This is a genomic window from Natronorubrum sediminis (genome assembly GCF_900108095.1).
Taxonomy (GTDB): Archaea; Halobacteriota; Halobacteria; order Halobacteriales; family Natrialbaceae; genus Natronorubrum; species Natronorubrum sediminis.
On sequence record NZ_FNWL01000001.1, the window covers coordinates 569,951 to 585,256 of the forward strand.

The following is a 15,306-nucleotide window of genomic DNA, read 5'->3' on the forward strand; positions in this document are numbered from 1 at the left end:
GTTACTCGTAGGTTAGCGTCATGCCCCCATCAAACATGAGGTCTCCGCCGTTGAGATGTCGGCCAAGAGTAGAGAACCCGATCAGGTACAGGTTCGCGACGTCGATCGGTTCCATCATCTCCGTCACGCGAGATTGCCCAAGCATCACGTCTTCGATCACCTCCTCGACGGAGATTCCCCGTTGTTCGGCAGTATCCTCGAGTTGGGCCGTCACGAGCGGCGTCTTGACGTACGCCGTGCTGATCGAAAACGCGCGAACGTCGCCTCCGCCTTCCGCGGCGATGGACTGTGTGAGGCCCCGAAGCCCGAATTTCGAGACGTTGTACCCGACCTTGTCGCTGGTAACGTAGTGGCCGTGAACCGAACTCATGTTGCCGACGCAACCTCGCCCGTCCGCACTCGCCCGAAAGTGAGGTAAACACAGCTTCGTGAGGTACAACGGCGCTCGAAGCATTATTCGGTGCATTTGATCGTAGGCCTCCATCGGAAACTCGTCGATCGGATCGATATGTTGAATCCCGGCGACGTTGGCGAGGTAGGAGAGTTCGCCCAACGCCGCGGCGTCGTCGACGATTCGCTCGAGGTCGTCGTCGACCGTTAAATCGCCGACGATCGAGTGGATATCGCCCTCGAGACCGAGTTCCTCGCCTCGTTCGATCGTTCCGGAGAGCCCGGACTCGTCGATATCCGTCGCGGCGACGGTGAGACCGTTTCCGGCGGCTGCGAGGGCCGTCGCGCGGCCGATTCCCGACCCGGCCCCGGTGACGAGACAGACGTTTTTCCCGGTGAAGGAGTCGTCGTTGATCCTGTGGATGTCCGCTGCTGAGACTGTCGGTGGCGTAACCTCCTGCTGAGACATACTCGTACTCGATAGACGTACCTTCGGCACGCGCTAAAAGACAACTGTTAACATATCAACCCCTGCGCTAACGGGATTCAGGACACCGCTGAGACGCTCTCTCGGTAAACCACCAGCAAGTCGGTCACCATCGGATCACCCAAATTTCCACCGTGCAACCACCCATATACAAATAGTAATACCTTGTATGGTATATATTAGCCACAAATGATCGACCTCGATATCGACATGCGCCAGTACGACTGTCCGTTCATCGATACGACTGACGACGTCGATATCGCGTTCTCGGCCGTGCAGTGGCAACTCGATACCGACGACGAATCGCTCGAGACGCGACTCATCGCGAAGGGAGGGTCCGTCGGAGCGCTCGACGCCGGCCTTCGTGAGCTGCGCGAGCACCCGAACATGACGGAGTGTTACATTCTCTCAAAACGCGACGCCGTCGCCCAAATCGGGACGACCATCGAGGAGACGAACGCGATGCGGACAATCGACCGAAACGGCGGCTACATCACCGGGCCGTTCCAGATCGAGGACGGGCGAGAGCGCTGGCACGTTGGCTTCGACGACGATCAAGACGAGGACCACGCGCTCGCCGACCTCGAGCGTCACAACGAGTTCACCGTCGAGGACCGCGACCAGCTCGGCCCGACGGCGCTATTCGACTTGCTCGAGAACTCGGAAAGCGCGATCGGGTTGCTCGAGGGCTGTCGATCGCTCACCGAAACCGAGCGCACGACCTTCGAAGCGGCCTGCAAAAACGGCTACTACGAGACGCCACGCGAGACGACGCTCGAGGAATTGGCTGCACAGTTCGGCGTCTCGAAGACGGCCGTCTCGATGAACCTCCGACGCGGCGAGCGAAAAGTGCTAAAGGCGGCACTCTCAGCACTCGAGAGTCTCGAGGACGCACAGACCTGCTGAGCAACCGATTGCTTCCGTCCGTCGATCAACGTCATCTCTCGATTCGACGGGAATTCGTACGTGACGCTCGCCTCAGGCCTCGAGGATCTCGTCTTCGTCGTCCTCGGGGACGAGCATCGAGCCGTCGAGCACCGTCACGCCGCGGCCACCGACGCGGACGGAATCGCCGACACGGACACGGGCCCGTCCCGGGCGGTCGACGTAGTGGCCCTGCTCGAGGCGGAGTTCCTCGGGAAAGTCATCGTCGAACGCGCCGAAGTGGTCGAGATAGGCACCGACTGCGCCGCTTGCGGTCCCGGTGACCGGATCCTCTGGCACTCCCGCTCCGGGTGCGAACATCCTCCCGTGAAGCGTCGACTCGCGCTCGAGGGCGTCGAAGGTAAAGAGGTAGACGCCCGTCGCGTCGACGTCGTCGGTCAGTTTCTCGATCGCGTGCATATCTGGTTGCGCATTGCCGACGTCCGAGAGGTACGTGATCGGCGCGATCAAGAAGGACAGGCCGGTCGAGGAGACGGCGAGGGGAATGTCGTCGCTCGCCCCCTCGAGTGCGGCCTGATCCACTCCGAGCGCGTCGGCGACGCGGGCGTAGCCGACGTCCGCTTCCCGGACCTGCGGTGCGTCCTGCGTCATCCAGACCGTTCCGTCGTCGTCGACGTCGATCTCGAGGGTCCCGACGTTCGTCTCGAGCGTCGTCGTCCCGGACTCGAGGCCCTCGTCGCGAAGGTGTGCGAAGCTACCGATCGTCGCGTGTCCACAGAGGTCGACCTCCTGGGTCGGCGTAAAGTAACGAACGCGACGGTCTGCGCCGTCGCTCGAGCGAAGGAAGGCTGTCTCGCTGAGGGCCATCTCGGCGGCGATCGATTGCATCTGGTGTTCGGAGAGGTCGTCCGCCTCGGGCACGACGCCGGCGGGGTTGCCGCCGAACGGTTCGTCTGTGAAGGCGTCGACTTGCAGGACCCGAATCGTATCCATATCACGTTCGTGGACCGAACGGGGTATGAATCCTCTGCCCTCCACACGGACCACTGCTGTCGCTATCGGTGCTTGCCACTCCCAGTGACCCCGTCAGTATAGATCCTGAACCCACGTGGCGATATCGTCGACGACCCGTTCGTCGACGTTGTTCCGAAGATCGTACTCCATCGGCGTCGCTGGCCCTTCCCCAGGCATAAACGCGCGATTGAGATCCTCGTACACCGCCGTTTCTGACTCGGTATCCTCGAGTTCGCTCTCCCACCGCTCGAGGTCGTCCTCGACGGTCGCTCGCGTATCACGCTCACCCTGCAGGAAGTACGTTGGAAGTTCGAGCGACGCAGCGGTCTCGACGTGGTCGTAGTCCTCGAGGCTCTCCCAGAGCGAGCCGTAGTAGCCACAGACGGGCTCGTCCGCGTCGTAGTCGCCGTCTTCGATTCGCTCGACGTCTGCTTCCCACTCTTCGTACTGATCCATGCGGGCTTCCCACTCGTGATCGCCCACGGTCGCCTGGTGTTCGATCTGCTCGAGGGTGACCTCGTAGAACGGTCGTGCCGGGGCAGCGAGGCCGACGATTCCGGCGAGGTCGCCGTCTTCGTCGGCGATCCGTGGTGCAGCGAGACCGCCGAATCCGTGACCGACGACGACGATTTCGTCCGAATCGACGCCGTCTGCATCCCGAAGTTCGTCGATCGCAGTCAGTGCGTCGTCGACCGCGACGGTATCGATTCCGTGGTCGTCGGGGTCGACGTCGCATTCGGCCAGTCGGCTGTCGTAACGAATCGTCGCGATACCCTGGCTGGCGAGGCCTTCAGCGAGGTCGCCGAACAGTTTCGTCGCGGTGGTATCGCTGTCCATCGACACCTGCCCAGCATCGTGAACCAACACGACGCCGGGAACGTCATCTCCATCTTCGGGCATCGTGACGAGCCCTGAGAGTTCACACTCGTCGTCGTCGGTCTCGAGCGTGACCTCCTCGTCCGTGATCGCAGCGGCATCGACGTACCCCGGGCGTTCGTACTCGTCTGCGGGCGCGTACTCGCCGTACTCGTACTCGTCGTTCATCGCGAACAACAGATCGTGTGACCCGTGTTCGAACGACATCGAAATGCGGACGTTGTAGACGCCGTCCTGTTTGTCAGCCGCCGTCGAGTCGACGCCTTCGAACTCGCCACCGATGGCCGTGTACCCCATCCAGGCTTGCTCGAGTTGTGCGAGCGTCGCGATATCGTCGCGCATTTCGGGGATGAACTCCTCGCGAGCGTCTTCGAACTCGCCGTCTGCCAGTGTTTCGACGAACGTTGCTGCTGCGTCTTCAGCCGCGCTCGTGTCTCCGTCGTCACTATCGTCTGCGAGCAGGCCGCTACAGCCGGCGAGGGCCGAAACGGTTGCAGTCGAGACAGCCGTCAACACGGTACGCCGTTGGAAGGAAGCCATCACTGGCGATAAATATCACGAGTTCGTATAATAAACCAACAATGGACTCTCACGGACTGATAGGAGAGCGTGGTACTTAGTCGTCGCCAGTGGATTCGACCGAGGACGCATCACCGCCGTCGAGCGGTGAAAACCGTCCCAGTTCGTGTGCGCCGACCGGCGGTCGATTCACGTCGGCAGCGGCGGACTCCTCGAGATCGGTCGTCGACTCGAGACCCGACATCGTCCCGTCGTCTCGAGGCTGGTCAGCCGACGCTGGCGCTCGAGCGTCCTGGTCGATCCGCATCGAGCAGAACTCGACGCCGCACATCGAGCAAAAGCGAGCCTCCTTGTAGTTGTCCTCGGGCAGCGTCTGATCGTGGTATTCGCGGGCGCGCTCGGTGTCGAGGGCGAGGCGGAACTGCTCGCGCCAGTCGAAGGTGTAGCGGGCTTCCGAGAGGGCGTCGTCCCAGTCTCGAGCGCCCGGACGTTCGTTCGCCACGTCGCCGGCGTGGGCGGCGATTCGGTAGGCCGCGAGACCGTCGCGCACGTCTGCTTCCTCGGGCAATCCGAGGTGTTCTTTCGGGGTGACGTAACAGAGCATCGCCGCCCCCGCCTGTGCGGCCATCGCGGCACCGATGGAACTGGTGATGTGATCGTAGCCCGGCGCGATGTCGGTGACGAGCGGGCCGAGGACGTAAAACGGCGCGCCGTCACAGACCTCTTGCTGGCGTTCGACGTTTTCGGCGACTTTGTGCATGGGAACGTGTCCGGGCCCTTCGACCATCACCTGTACGTCGTGATCCCAGGCGCGACGGGTTAACTCACCGAGCGTATCGAGTTCGGCGTATTGGGCTTCGTCGCAGGCGTCGGCCAGACACCCCGGTCGGAGACTGTCTCCGAGGCTGAACGTCACGTCGTGTTCCACGAAAATCTCACAGATTTCGTCGTAGACCTGGAACAGTGGGTTCTGCTCGCCGTGGGCTTCCATCCACGCGGCCATGATCGACCCGCCTCGAGAGACGATGCCTGTCTTCCGGTCGTTGGTCAACGGCAAGTGCTTTGCCAGGATTCCCGCGTGGATCGTCATGTAGTCGACGCCCTGCTCGGCCTGCGCTTCGATCACCTCGAGCAACAGGTCCGTCGTGATGGCCTCCGGATCACCCGCCCGCTTGACGGCCTCGTACAGCGGCACTGTCCCGAGGGGGACGGGCGAGTGTTCGACGTGGACTCCACGGATCTCCTCGAGGTCGCTGCCGGTGCCGAGATCCATCACCGTATCCGCGCCGTAGTGAACCGCCGTGTGGAGCTTCTCGAGTTCGGTCTCGAGGTCGCTCGTCGTGTCGCTGTTGCCGATGTTCGCATTGACTTTCGTCGCGAACTCGCGGCCGATGATCATCGGATCGAGCGCCTCGTGGTGTCGGTTCGCCGGGATCACTGCCTGCCCGCTTGCGACTTGCTCCCGGACGAACTCCGGATCGCGGTTCTCGCGTTCGGCGATTCGGGTCATTGCGTCGGTCACGGTTCCGTCGCGGGCGGCCTCGAGTTGTGTTCGCGCCATCGAAAACTAGGTTGTACTACTCGATTATATTACTTGTGCTGCTAACAGGATGTGTGAGGTGTACCGCTCCGTCTAATATTCCAGTAGCAATTGGAAACGCACCCTGTTCGGATAGAGGTGGATCGAGAAATCACGCGAGTAGATTTAGCGTGCGGTCACGGATAGTAATCCCAGGGCGGGTTTCAGCCCACTTATGAGCATTGCGCGTCTTTCCTTCGAGTAGGTGCACCCAGATGTCCGAACTACCGGACGATTTCGACTGTACGATCACGACGTGGGACTACATCTACAGCCTCTGTCGCGACGTCAGCAACGACGTTCGTAACGACGAATTCGAGCCGGACGTCGTCGTCGCGCTCGCCCGCGGTGGGTGGTTCGCCGGTCGGTGTCTCTGTGATTTCCTCGGACTCGACGACCTGACGAGTTTGAAGATGGAACACTACGTCGGCACCGCCGAGAAACGCGACGAACCGTCCGTGCGCTATCCGATGCCAGAGGGGAGCGTCGAGGGCAAAGACGTCCTCATCATCGACGATATCGCCGACACCGGCGGTTCTATCGAGCGTGCCGACGAGTACGTCACCGACCGCAACGCCGGCGACGTGCGAACTGCCACCCTCCAACTGCTCGGAACCAGCGAGTTCGAACCCGACTACGTCGGCGAGCACTTAGAGGAGTGGAGTTGGATCGTCTACCCCTGGAACTTCATCGAGGACATGATCGATCTTATCACGAGCGTGATGGATCGGGCCGACCAGGAGTCGTTCACCCAGGAAGAGATCCGGCACTATCTCGCCGAATTCCACGGCGTCGATCGCATCGGAATGGAAATCGCCCAGCCCGATCGGATTCGAGAGGTTCTCAACGAGATGGAGCGACGCGACATCCTCGAGTCGGCGGGTCCCGGTGAATGGACGCTCGGCGACGAGTAACGGATAACGAGTAACGGATAACGGACGACGAGACGAACGAGTAACTTACTCTGCGACCGATTCGGATTCGCTTTCCGCAGCCGATTCGCCACTCGAGTTCGTCTCAGCGCCCCCTCCCTCCTCGAGCAAGGACGCTTTCCACGTACCCCGGGAGAACCACGCGACGGCCGCGAGCGCGCCGACGATGTCGCCGATGACGACGCCGAGCCAAATCCCCGTCGTCCCCCAGTCTGCGACGAAGATCAACACGTAGGTGACCGGAACGCGGACGATCCAGAGGCCGAGCACCGAGAAGACGAGCGCCGTCTTCGTGTTGCCGGCACCTCGGAACGCCCCCAGAATCACCTGCATGACGCCCATGAAGACGAAACCGAACGCGGCGTAACGCAGGTACGTCACACCGTACTCGAGCGTCTCGGCTCGTCCCGCTTCCTCCGCCGTCAGGAACACCGAGACGAACGGCTCCGGGAAGAGGAAGGCGATCGCGCCGGCGACGGCCATGATCCCGCCGATCACGCCCGCGCCGATCCACGTTGCCCGCTCTGCACGGTCACTCCTTCCTGCACCCAGGTTCTGGCCGACGATCGAGTCCGTCGCCTGCCCCATCCCGAGTGCTGGCAAGAACGCGAGCGAGATCAGTCGGTTGCCGAGTCCGTAGGCCGCGACGACTGCGGGTGGGAAGGTGACGACGATCGCCGTCATCGCGACCAGCGCCATCGCCGTCATCGACTGCTCGATCGCCGTCGGGACGCCCAGCCGCGTGATTTCGGAGACGTACTCGAGACGCGGGCGAAGGTGCCCGAATTCGATATCTGGCCCAACGTCCGTGTAGTACAGCAAGTAGAATCCGATGAGAGTCGCGATCCCTCTCGAGACGACTGTCGCGACGGCGGCTCCGGCGATCTCGAGGCGAGGCAGCGGACCGACACCGAAGATGAGCAGGGGGTCGATGACGAGGTTGATCACGACGCTGATGGCCATTACGCGCATCGGGGCGCGAGTGTTGCCGTACCCGCGCATGAGCGCCGCGAAGACGAAGAAGCCGAAGACGAAGGGCACGCCGAGGAAGAATATCTGGAGATACTCACCAGCTAGCGGCAGGATGGCCGCTTCCGTGTCGCTATCGGCGGGAAGCACCTCGAGCATCGGCTCCGTCGCGACGTAGCCGATCGCGCCGAGGACGATCGCGACGAGCGAGATGAACGTAATCGTCTGTCCGGCGATCAGGCCTCCCTTTCCGCTCTCCGCGCCCGTGTGTTGAGCGATCAGGATCGCGCCAGCCGTGGTGAACCCGGCTCCGACCGCGATCACCAGAAAGAGCAGCGGAAAGGCGAGGCTCACCGCACCGACGGCGTCGGGCGAGAGCGCGCCGAGCCAGAAGGTGTCACCGACGTTGTAGGCGACCTGGAGCAACTGAATCACGACGAGCGGCCACGCAAGTTTGAACATCGGCCCGACGAGCGATCCGTCCGTCAGGTCGTGTTCACCCCCCGGATCGCCTGCAGACATATCCCAACAGTGACCCCCGATCCACTTGACACCTCGTGAGGTGTGATATCCGCACCCACTCTGTCAGTTGATCGAGCGCCTCGAGCACTGACGCTGACGGACGCTACTGTTGTACGTGGGCCGGTTCGTCTCCGTTCCGACGACGGCGAAAATCAGTCTGCGACGGCTTCGCTCGGCTCCGCCTCGAGCGTCGCGTCCTGTACCCACAGGTCGCCGAACAGTTCGTCCTGCTCGAGGCGAACGCGCCCGCGGTGGGCCAGAAAGAGCAGCGCCAAATAGGTCATGACGCGTGTGCCACCAATCTGTTCGATTTCGGCGTACAACACCTCTTCCCGACCCTGATCGTACTGTGACTCGAGTTCGGCTTCGACGTCGTCGATGACGGTCTCGATGTCCTCCTCGTGAGTCGTGTGCGTGACGTCGTCGCTCGTCGGTTCGTCGTCGACGCGAAAGTCGTCCCCGGAGTGATAGCTCAGTTCCTGGACGCCACGGTCGTAGCCACGCGGCGAGTCGCTCGTATCATACGTCCGCGATTCTTTCCACCACGAGCCGCGTTCGGCGCTGCGAAGCTCTCTGACCAGTTCGTCGAGCGTTTCGGGTTTGCCTCGGACCTGCTTTCGCTCGAGGCGGCGCTCCATCTCCGCCTCGAGATTCTCGATAGGATCGAACCCCGGCGGATGGTCGCTGCCCTCGTCTTCGCCCCCGGCCATCCCGCCGTCGTCTGCGAAGGGGGCTTCCCAGGGTGGGAGTTCCTCGTCGTCGGGTTCGTCGACGGCGAACAGTTCGTCGCTTTTCATCCGCAAGAGGACGCTCGCGTAGAACAGCGCCCGGCCGGAGGTCCGCAAGTCGACCTCGTCGATGGCCTCGAGAAACTTGTCCGTCACCGCGACGATATCGATGTCCCAGGGGTCGATCTCGCCGTCTTTGGCGAGTTGAACGAGCAGTTCGACCGGTTCGACGTCGTCCTCGCCCACACCCTCGCCCTCGCCGTCGTTGTCGGTAACGTCGCTGGCGTGGCCACCCTGATCTGACTCGAGGTCGGTAGCTGTCTCCTCCGAAAACTCGAAGACGGCCGTCTCGTCGCCGTCTGTCGATTCTGACGGACGCTCGCGGTCTTCATGGCCCGCGATGTTCAGCGGAATGTCGTCGTCAGTCACTGGCAGGCACCTCCTCGCCCTCCGGCGAGCCCTCGCTCAGGTCGATGCCGGTCACGGCGCTGACGTTGTCCTGTTGCATCGTGACGCCGATGGCTCGCTCGGAGCGATCGAGCATGGCACTTCGGTGAGAAACCACGACGAACTGGGCTTTATCGGAGAGTTCGTCCACCATCTGACCGATTCGTTCGGCGTTGACGGCGTCGAGGAAGGCGTCGACTTCGTCCAGCGCGTAGAACGGTGCCGGATTGTGTCGCTGGATGGCGAAGATGAACGCCAGCGCCGTGAGCGACTTTTCGCCGCCCGACATCGCGTCGAGACGCTGAATCGGTTTGTCCCCCGGTTGGGCCTTCATCGTCAATCCGCCTTCGAATGGGTCCTCCTCGTCCTCTAAGTGCAACTCGCCGGTCCCCTCCGAGAGCTTCTCGAAGATTTCAGTGAACTGTTCGGCGATCTCGTCGTAGGAGTCCATGAACGTCTGTTTCTTCTGGGTCTCGTACTGTTCGATCCGCTCACGGATCCCCTCGGCCTCCTCGACCAGCGTCGCCTTCGCGTCCTCGAGTTCCTCGAGGTCGCTCCGGACGTCGTCGTACTCGTCGATCGCGAGCATGTTCACCGGCTCCATCGCTTCCATATCCGCCGTCAGATACTCGATCATCTCGAGGACGGTCTCGTGGTCTGGCACGTCCTCGGGGTCGTACTCGCCGACTTCGCCTTCGAGACTCTCGATTTCCCACTCAAGGTCGCTCACCCGACCGCGCGTCTCCTCGAGTTTGCTCTCGACGGCGTTGACCCGATCTTGCTGTTGGTCGCGTTTCGTTCGGGCCTCCGAGAGCTCTTCTTTGAGGTCGCTTCGTACGTCTTTCAACTCGGTGAGTTCCTCCTCTAGGTCTTCGACGGCCTCGCGTTTTTCCTCGAGTTTGCCCTCGTTGTCCTCGATTTCGGCCTCGAGTTCCTCGATTCTGTCTTCGTGCTCTGCCGTTCGGTTCTGGGCCGTCTCGATGTCGTCGTGGAGGTCCTCGATCGCGTCTTCGGCGTACTCCTTCTCGAGGCTCAATTCGTTGAGTTTGCTGTCGAGATCCGCGATTCGCTCCTCGCGCTCGTCGATCTCGTTCTCGAGTTCCTCGATCTGGGCCGTGAGTTCGGGGATCTTCGAGTCGGCGAGTTCGGTCTCGAGATCGTCGATATCAGCTTCGATGGACTCGACTGCCGCCGTCTTCGTCTCGATCTCGTCGGCGAGTTCGGTCATCCGATCGTCGACGGACTCACGTTCGGCCTCGAGTTCCTCGAGTTCGTCCTCGAGCGTCTCGATGTCGGCTTCGATGGACTCGCGTTTGTCATCGAGCCCCTCGAGTTTGCTCTCGATCGAACGCACCTCGTCGCCCGCGTCGGTCTTCCGATCTCGAGCGTCGTCGAGTCGCTCCTCGACGTCTCGGAGGTCGCTTCGCAGCGATTCGCGTTCCTCCTGAAGCTCGGTGATCTGTTTTGCGACACGCTCGAGTTGGCCTTCGCCACCGCCGGTAAAGGAGTAGCGCGAGCCCTTGCCGGAGCCACCGGTCATCGCGCCGCTCTTCTCGACTAAGTCGCCGTCGAGGGTGACCATCCGATAGTCGCCCATGTAGGATCGTGCGGTCTCGAGATCCTCGACGACGAGCGTGTCCCCGAGGACGTACGAGAAGACGTCCGCGAACTGGGTGTCGAAATCGACCAGATTGTACGCGAAGTCGACGACACCCGGATCGCTGGGGGCGTTCGGCAGCCGACGCTGGTTCATGTCCGTCATCGGGAGGAACGTCGCCCGCCCCGCGTTGCGCGATTTGAGGTGGTCGATACACTGCTGGCCGATGACGTCGTCGGAGACGACGACGTTCGCGAGTCGCCCGCCGGCCGCCGTCTCGCAGGCGACGGCGTACTCGCCGGCCACGTTCCCCAGTTGGGCGACTGCGCCGTGGACACCGTCGATGCCCGCGTTGAGAATCGTCGTCACCGCGCGGCCGAACGAGGAGTCGCCGCTTTCTCCCGCGTTGGCCTCGAGTTCGGCGTACTCCTGTTGTTTCGACTGAATCGTATCGTCCACGTCGTCGACGTCCGACTGCAGACGGCGCTTCTCGTCTCTGAGGTCGTCGACGACGCCGGCGATGTTCTCGCGATTCTTCTCTGCCTTCTCGAGTTCCCGCTCGAGTTCGCTTCGTTTGCTCTCGATTTCTGGAAGCTCTTCGCGGTGGCGCTCGATCGTGTCTTCTTTCTCGCTGATCTCGTTCGAGCGTCGCCGGGCTTCGTCCAGCAAACGATCCTGCTCGCGCTGGAGGTCGTTTTTGGTCGTCTTGGCTTCCTCTAAGTCATCTTTGCGCTCGGCGAGGTCGGCTTTGAGTTCGTCGAACTCGGTGTCGACGGCGTCGATTTCGGCCACGAGTTCCTCGCGTTCGCTCTCGCGCTCTTGAATCTCGCTCTTGATCGAGGCCTTCTCGAGTTTGTAATCTCGCATCTCGGTGTCGAGATCCTCGATCTGTTCTTGCTTCCGATCGATCTGGACGAACGCCTCGCGGCGATTCGCTTCGGCCTCCTCAATCTGGGCCTCGCTGGATTCGATCTTGTCCTCGAGACGCGAAATTTCGCCTTTGATCTCCTCGATTTCGCTCTTGATTCGGAGCTGTTCGTCCTCGCCCTTGCGCTCGATTTCGGCGTTCAAATCCTCGAGATCTTCCTGTAAGCGAACGACCGTTCCCTGGCGCTCGTCGAGTTCTCGCTGTAACTCCTCGAGGTCGTCTTCGAGACCGGCGGCTCGATCCTCCGCGGTGGCCAGTTCCTCGCGTTTCTCCTCGAGTTCGCTGGCCTTCTTGTAGCCCTCGTACTCCTCTTTCTCGCGGCGGAGCCGACGGTAGCGGAGTGCACTCTGGCGTTCGTCCTCGAGTTGGCCGAGTCGGTCGCGTTTCTCTTCGATACGGAGTTCGGCTTCGTCGATTCGCTCTTCGACGACCTCGAGTTCCTCGAATGCGTCTTCTTTCTTCGCGTCGAACTCGGCGACGCCGGCGATCTCGTCGATGATCTGCCGGCGCGCGTAGGGCGTCATGTTGATGATTTCGGTGACGTCGCCCTGCATGACGACGTTGTACCCCTCCGGAGTGACGCCGGCTTGAGCGAGGAGATCCTGAATGTCGGAGAGATTGACCGAGCGGTCGTTGAGGTAGTAATAGGAGTAGTAGTTGTCCTCGGTCTCTTTGACTCGCCGTCGGATGCGGATTTCGTCGACCTCGCCGACGTCGTCACTGCCCGCGGCGTTGACGACCTGCGTGCGAGTGAGCGTCTCGTCTGAGTTGTCGAGGATCACCTCGACGGTCGCTTCGCGCGGGCCGCTCGAGGAACTGCTGTCCTCGTGACCCGGGTTGTAGATGAGGTCGGTCAGTTTCTCCGCGCGGATCCCGCGCGTGCGGGCCAATCCGAGCGCGAAAAGTACGGCGTCGATGATGTTCGATTTCCCGGAGCCGTTGGGTCCCGTGACGACCGTAAAGTCCTCGTAGAATGGGATCTTCGTCTTCCGGCCGAAACTCTTGAAATTGTCCAGAACGAGTGCTTTGATGTACATTCTCTCCTCGAGTCCTCCGTCCGTATCGGGGAACGTTCCGGTCGGACTCGAGACGAGTGGGATCACTCCACGGGTCGTCACTCGACTCGAGATGCCGACGGTGTCGCGTAGTTATGCGACAATAATGTCGTCGCTACCTGAGTCTTCCGCTTCGTCGGGAGTCGCGTCCGCGTCATCGTCTGCGTCCGCAGTCGCTTGTTCGACCTCGTCAGGGGCTGCTTCCTGGGTCTCTTGCGCTTCCGCCGTCTCTTCACTGGCTCGACGATCCGGAACGCGGGTCGGCGTTTCGGTATCGAGTTCGGCCTCGAGCACGCGAATGCGCTCTTTGGCTTCGATAAGTTCGTCTGTCAGGCCATCGACGGTCGACTCGAGTTCTGCGACCGTAGATTCGAGTTTCTCGACGCGGTTTTTCGACATACTGTCTAGGGATCCATCAGGACACATAAACGTACGTCAGACATGACTAACTGTTCTGGTAGCTTCGGAACGGAGACACACCGACCTGACCGAACTGGACACGCGTTCTCGAGACCGGGGGAGAGATTTCAGTTATCGTCTTCGCGCCACTTGTACTCACACTCGCTGCAGATGAAGAATCGGGTCTCGGATTCGTCTGCCGAGCGGATCTGTTGCATGTACCAGTACGCTCGGTCGTGGCCACACTCGGGACAGAGTGCGTCCGTTTCCGGAAGCGAGGTCTCCTCGGAGGATTCGATAATTTCACTCGCCTCCTGGCTGTCAGTGACGACGTATTCGTCCGCGTCGCCCTTGGGTTTCGAATAGCCACAACTGCCACACTCCCACACGCCATCGTCCGCTTTCATCATCGAACCGCATTCGTCGCAGAATTCCATGGTATCCGGGCTACGGTTGCCGGGCGACTTAAACGACCCGTTTGCCGCCATCGAGGGCGTCCACGTCAATGCCCGATATCCACACGTGCTCGCTCGAGGAAACGGGATTCCGGGAGAGATGTCAATCGCTCTCAAAACGCCAGACACAAATCTGATTTTTATATACCTACTCCTGCTACCATCGCGTATGTTCGGAACGAGCGGTATTCGGGGGGCGGTCGGGGAGGACGTCACGGCTGACCTTGCGCTCGCTGTCGGCCGTGCACTCGCGTCTGAGGGGTACGAACGCGTCGTCGTTGGACGGGATGTCCGCGAAAGCGGGTCGATGCTCGCCGACGCACTCACCGCCGGAATTCGCGAGTGTGGCGGCGACGTCCTCGAGATTGGCGTCGCCCCCACGCCGACCGTGGCCCGGGGCGTCGAGTGGCTCGACGCAGACGCTGGCGTCGTGATCACCGCCTCGCACAATCCCAAGACCGACAACGGCATCAAACTCTGGTCGCCGACGGGACAGGCATTCGACGCCGAGCGCCGCGAAGCGATCACGGCCCGCGTCGAGGCAGACGACTACGATCTCGAGGCCTGGGACGGTCTCGGCACTCGGCGACGCCGCGAGGGACTCCTCGAGCGCCACGTCGAGACGATTACGGAGACGATCACGAGCACCGGGGACGACGCACTCACGGACCTCGAGGTCGTCGTCGACGTCGGAAACGGCGCGGGAAGCGTGGCTGCGGACGCGTTGATCGACCTCGGCTGTTCCGTCCGAACGCTCAACGCACAACCGGACGGGCGCTTTCCCGGGCGGCCGAGCGAACCGAACGAAGAAACGCTCGAAGACCTCCAGCAGCTGGTGGGCGCGACGGACGCCGCGATCGGTGTCGCCCTCGACGGCGACGGTGATCGACTGGTCGCCGTGGACGAGCGCGGGCGATTCGTCCCGAAAGACTTGCTTCTCGCCTTGTTCGCGCGCGAAGCCGCGGGGGAGGGCGAGCGGGTGGCCGCCCCCGTCGATACGAGCCTCGCTGTCGACGACGCGCTGGCGGCCGTCGGTGCATCGGTGACCCGAACGGCCGTCGGCGACGTGTACGTCGCAGAACGCGCGACCGAAGCCGACGTCACCTTCGGCGGCGAACCGAGTGGCGCGTGGATCTGGCCGGCGGAAACGCTCTGTCCGGACGGCCCCCTCGCGGCCTGCAAACTCGTCGCGATGGCCGCCAACAGTGGCTCGCTCGCAGAACTGGTCGACGACCTCGAGACGTACCCCATTCGACGCACCTCCATCGAACTCGAGGACAAGGCCGCCGCGATGGATCGCATCGAGGCCACGGTTCGCGACCGAGACGTCGAGGTTGATACCCTTGACGGCGTCCGCCTCGAGCACGAGGGCGGCTGGACCTTGATTCGGCCGAGTGGCACGGAATCGGTCGTGCGGATCACCGCCGAAGCGCGCGACCCGGAACGCGCGGACGAACTGTTCGCCGAGGCGCGAGAACTCGTGCTCGAGGCGGCCGAGTAACGGTTCGAGAAACGGTTCGAGAA

Annotated in this window: 12 protein-coding genes; 3 read left to right on the forward strand and 9 right to left on the reverse strand. The window is 62.1% G+C overall.

Going from position 1 to position 15,306, the window contains the following annotated elements:
* Position 1: 1 nt before the first annotated feature.
* Positions 2-859: an SDR family NAD(P)-dependent oxidoreductase gene (locus BLW62_RS02800; protein ID WP_090504858.1), complete on the reverse strand. Its 858-nt coding sequence runs from the start codon at positions 857-859 to the stop codon at positions 2-4.
* A gap of 207 nt (positions 860-1,066) precedes the next feature.
* Between BLW62_RS02800 and BLW62_RS02805 the strand changes: the two genes are divergently transcribed.
* Positions 1,067-1,783, forward strand: coding sequence for a helix-turn-helix domain-containing protein (locus BLW62_RS02805; protein WP_090504861.1), 717 nt, complete (start codon positions 1,067-1,069; stop codon positions 1,781-1,783).
* A gap of 72 nt (positions 1,784-1,855) precedes the next feature.
* Here BLW62_RS02805 and BLW62_RS02810 read toward each other — a convergent pair whose 3' ends face one another.
* From BLW62_RS02810 to thiC, 3 genes are all read right to left on the reverse strand, one after another.
* A complete protein-coding gene (locus BLW62_RS02810; RefSeq protein WP_090504864.1) occupies positions 1,856-2,755 on the reverse strand; it encodes a PhzF family phenazine biosynthesis protein in 900 nt (299 codons plus the stop codon).
* 93 nt (positions 2,756-2,848) lie between these two features.
* On the reverse strand, positions 2,849-4,192 hold the full coding sequence (locus tag BLW62_RS02815) for an alpha/beta hydrolase (RefSeq protein ID WP_090504868.1): 1,344 nt from the start codon (positions 4,190-4,192) through the stop codon (positions 2,849-2,851).
* A gap of 76 nt (positions 4,193-4,268) precedes the next feature.
* Complete coding sequence (gene thiC, locus BLW62_RS02820) at positions 4,269-5,732, reverse strand: phosphomethylpyrimidine synthase ThiC (protein WP_090504871.1); 1,464 nt, start codon at positions 5,730-5,732, stop codon at positions 4,269-4,271.
* A 233-nt stretch (positions 5,733-5,965) separates the two neighbouring features.
* Here thiC and BLW62_RS02825 point away from each other — a divergent pair, with 233 nt between their 5' ends.
* The gene (locus BLW62_RS02825; RefSeq protein ID WP_090504874.1) at positions 5,966-6,664 is read left to right on the forward strand and encodes a phosphoribosyltransferase; all 699 of its coding nucleotides are present in this window, start codon (positions 5,966-5,968) and stop codon (positions 6,662-6,664) included.
* A gap of 45 nt (positions 6,665-6,709) precedes the next feature.
* On the opposite strand, the gene BLW62_RS02830 is transcribed toward BLW62_RS02825, so the two are convergent.
* The 5 genes from BLW62_RS02830 to BLW62_RS02850 form a co-directional block, all read right to left on the reverse strand.
* Positions 6,710-8,173, reverse strand: coding sequence for an MATE family efflux transporter (locus BLW62_RS02830; protein WP_090504878.1), 1,464 nt, complete (start codon positions 8,171-8,173; stop codon positions 6,710-6,712).
* Positions 8,174-8,325: 152 nt separating this feature from the next.
* Positions 8,326-9,330: a segregation and condensation protein A gene (locus BLW62_RS02835; protein ID WP_090504881.1), complete on the reverse strand. Its 1,005-nt coding sequence runs from the start codon at positions 9,328-9,330 to the stop codon at positions 8,326-8,328.
* Positions 9,323-12,910 carry a chromosome segregation protein SMC gene (smc, locus tag BLW62_RS02840; RefSeq protein ID WP_090506391.1) on the reverse strand — a complete coding sequence of 1,196 codons (3,588 nt, stop codon included), beginning with the start codon at positions 12,908-12,910 and terminating at the stop codon, positions 9,323-9,325. Before smc ends, BLW62_RS02835 begins: the two co-directional genes overlap by 8 nt.
* 111 nt (positions 12,911-13,021) lie before the next feature.
* Positions 13,022-13,327, reverse strand: a complete 306-nt coding sequence (locus BLW62_RS02845; protein ID WP_090504884.1) for a DUF7518 family protein — start codon at positions 13,325-13,327, stop codon at positions 13,022-13,024.
* Positions 13,328-13,455: 128 nt separating this feature from the next.
* Positions 13,456-13,764 (reverse strand): transcription factor S, encoded by a 309-nt coding sequence (locus BLW62_RS02850; protein ID WP_090504887.1) that lies wholly within the window; start codon positions 13,762-13,764, stop codon positions 13,456-13,458.
* A gap of 187 nt (positions 13,765-13,951) precedes the next feature.
* Between BLW62_RS02850 and glmM the strand changes: the two genes are divergently transcribed.
* Positions 13,952-15,283, forward strand: coding sequence for a phosphoglucosamine mutase (gene glmM, locus BLW62_RS02855; protein WP_090504890.1), 1,332 nt, complete (start codon positions 13,952-13,954; stop codon positions 15,281-15,283).
* Positions 15,284-15,306: the final 23 nt, after the last annotated feature.

Excerpts from the sequence above, each read along its gene's own strand:
- BLW62_RS02800 (WP_090504858.1), bottom strand. The coding sequence starts at position 859 with ATGTCTCAGCAGGAGGTTACGCCACCGACAGTCTCAGCAGCGGACATC.
- BLW62_RS02805 (WP_090504861.1), top strand. The coding sequence starts at position 1,067 with ATGATCGACCTCGATATCGACATGCGCCAGTACGACTGTCCGTTCATC.
- BLW62_RS02810 (WP_090504864.1), bottom strand. The coding sequence starts at position 2,755 with ATGGATACGATTCGGGTCCTGCAAGTCGACGCCTTCACAGACGAACCG.
- BLW62_RS02815 (WP_090504868.1), bottom strand. The coding sequence starts at position 4,192 with ATGGCTTCCTTCCAACGGCGTACCGTGTTGACGGCTGTCTCGACTGCA.
- thiC (WP_090504871.1), bottom strand. The coding sequence starts at position 5,732 with ATGGCGCGAACACAACTCGAGGCCGCCCGCGACGGAACCGTGACCGAC.
- BLW62_RS02825 (WP_090504874.1), top strand. The coding sequence starts at position 5,966 with ATGTCCGAACTACCGGACGATTTCGACTGTACGATCACGACGTGGGAC.
- BLW62_RS02830 (WP_090504878.1), bottom strand. The coding sequence starts at position 8,173 with ATGTCTGCAGGCGATCCGGGGGGTGAACACGACCTGACGGACGGATCG.
- smc (WP_090506391.1), bottom strand. The coding sequence starts at position 12,910 with ATGTACATCAAAGCACTCGTTCTGGACAATTTCAAGAGTTTCGGCCGG.
- BLW62_RS02845 (WP_090504884.1), bottom strand. The coding sequence starts at position 13,327 with ATGTCGAAAAACCGCGTCGAGAAACTCGAATCTACGGTCGCAGAACTC.
- BLW62_RS02850 (WP_090504887.1), bottom strand. The coding sequence starts at position 13,764 with ATGGAATTCTGCGACGAATGCGGTTCGATGATGAAAGCGGACGATGGC.
- glmM (WP_090504890.1), top strand. The coding sequence starts at position 13,952 with ATGTTCGGAACGAGCGGTATTCGGGGGGCGGTCGGGGAGGACGTCACG.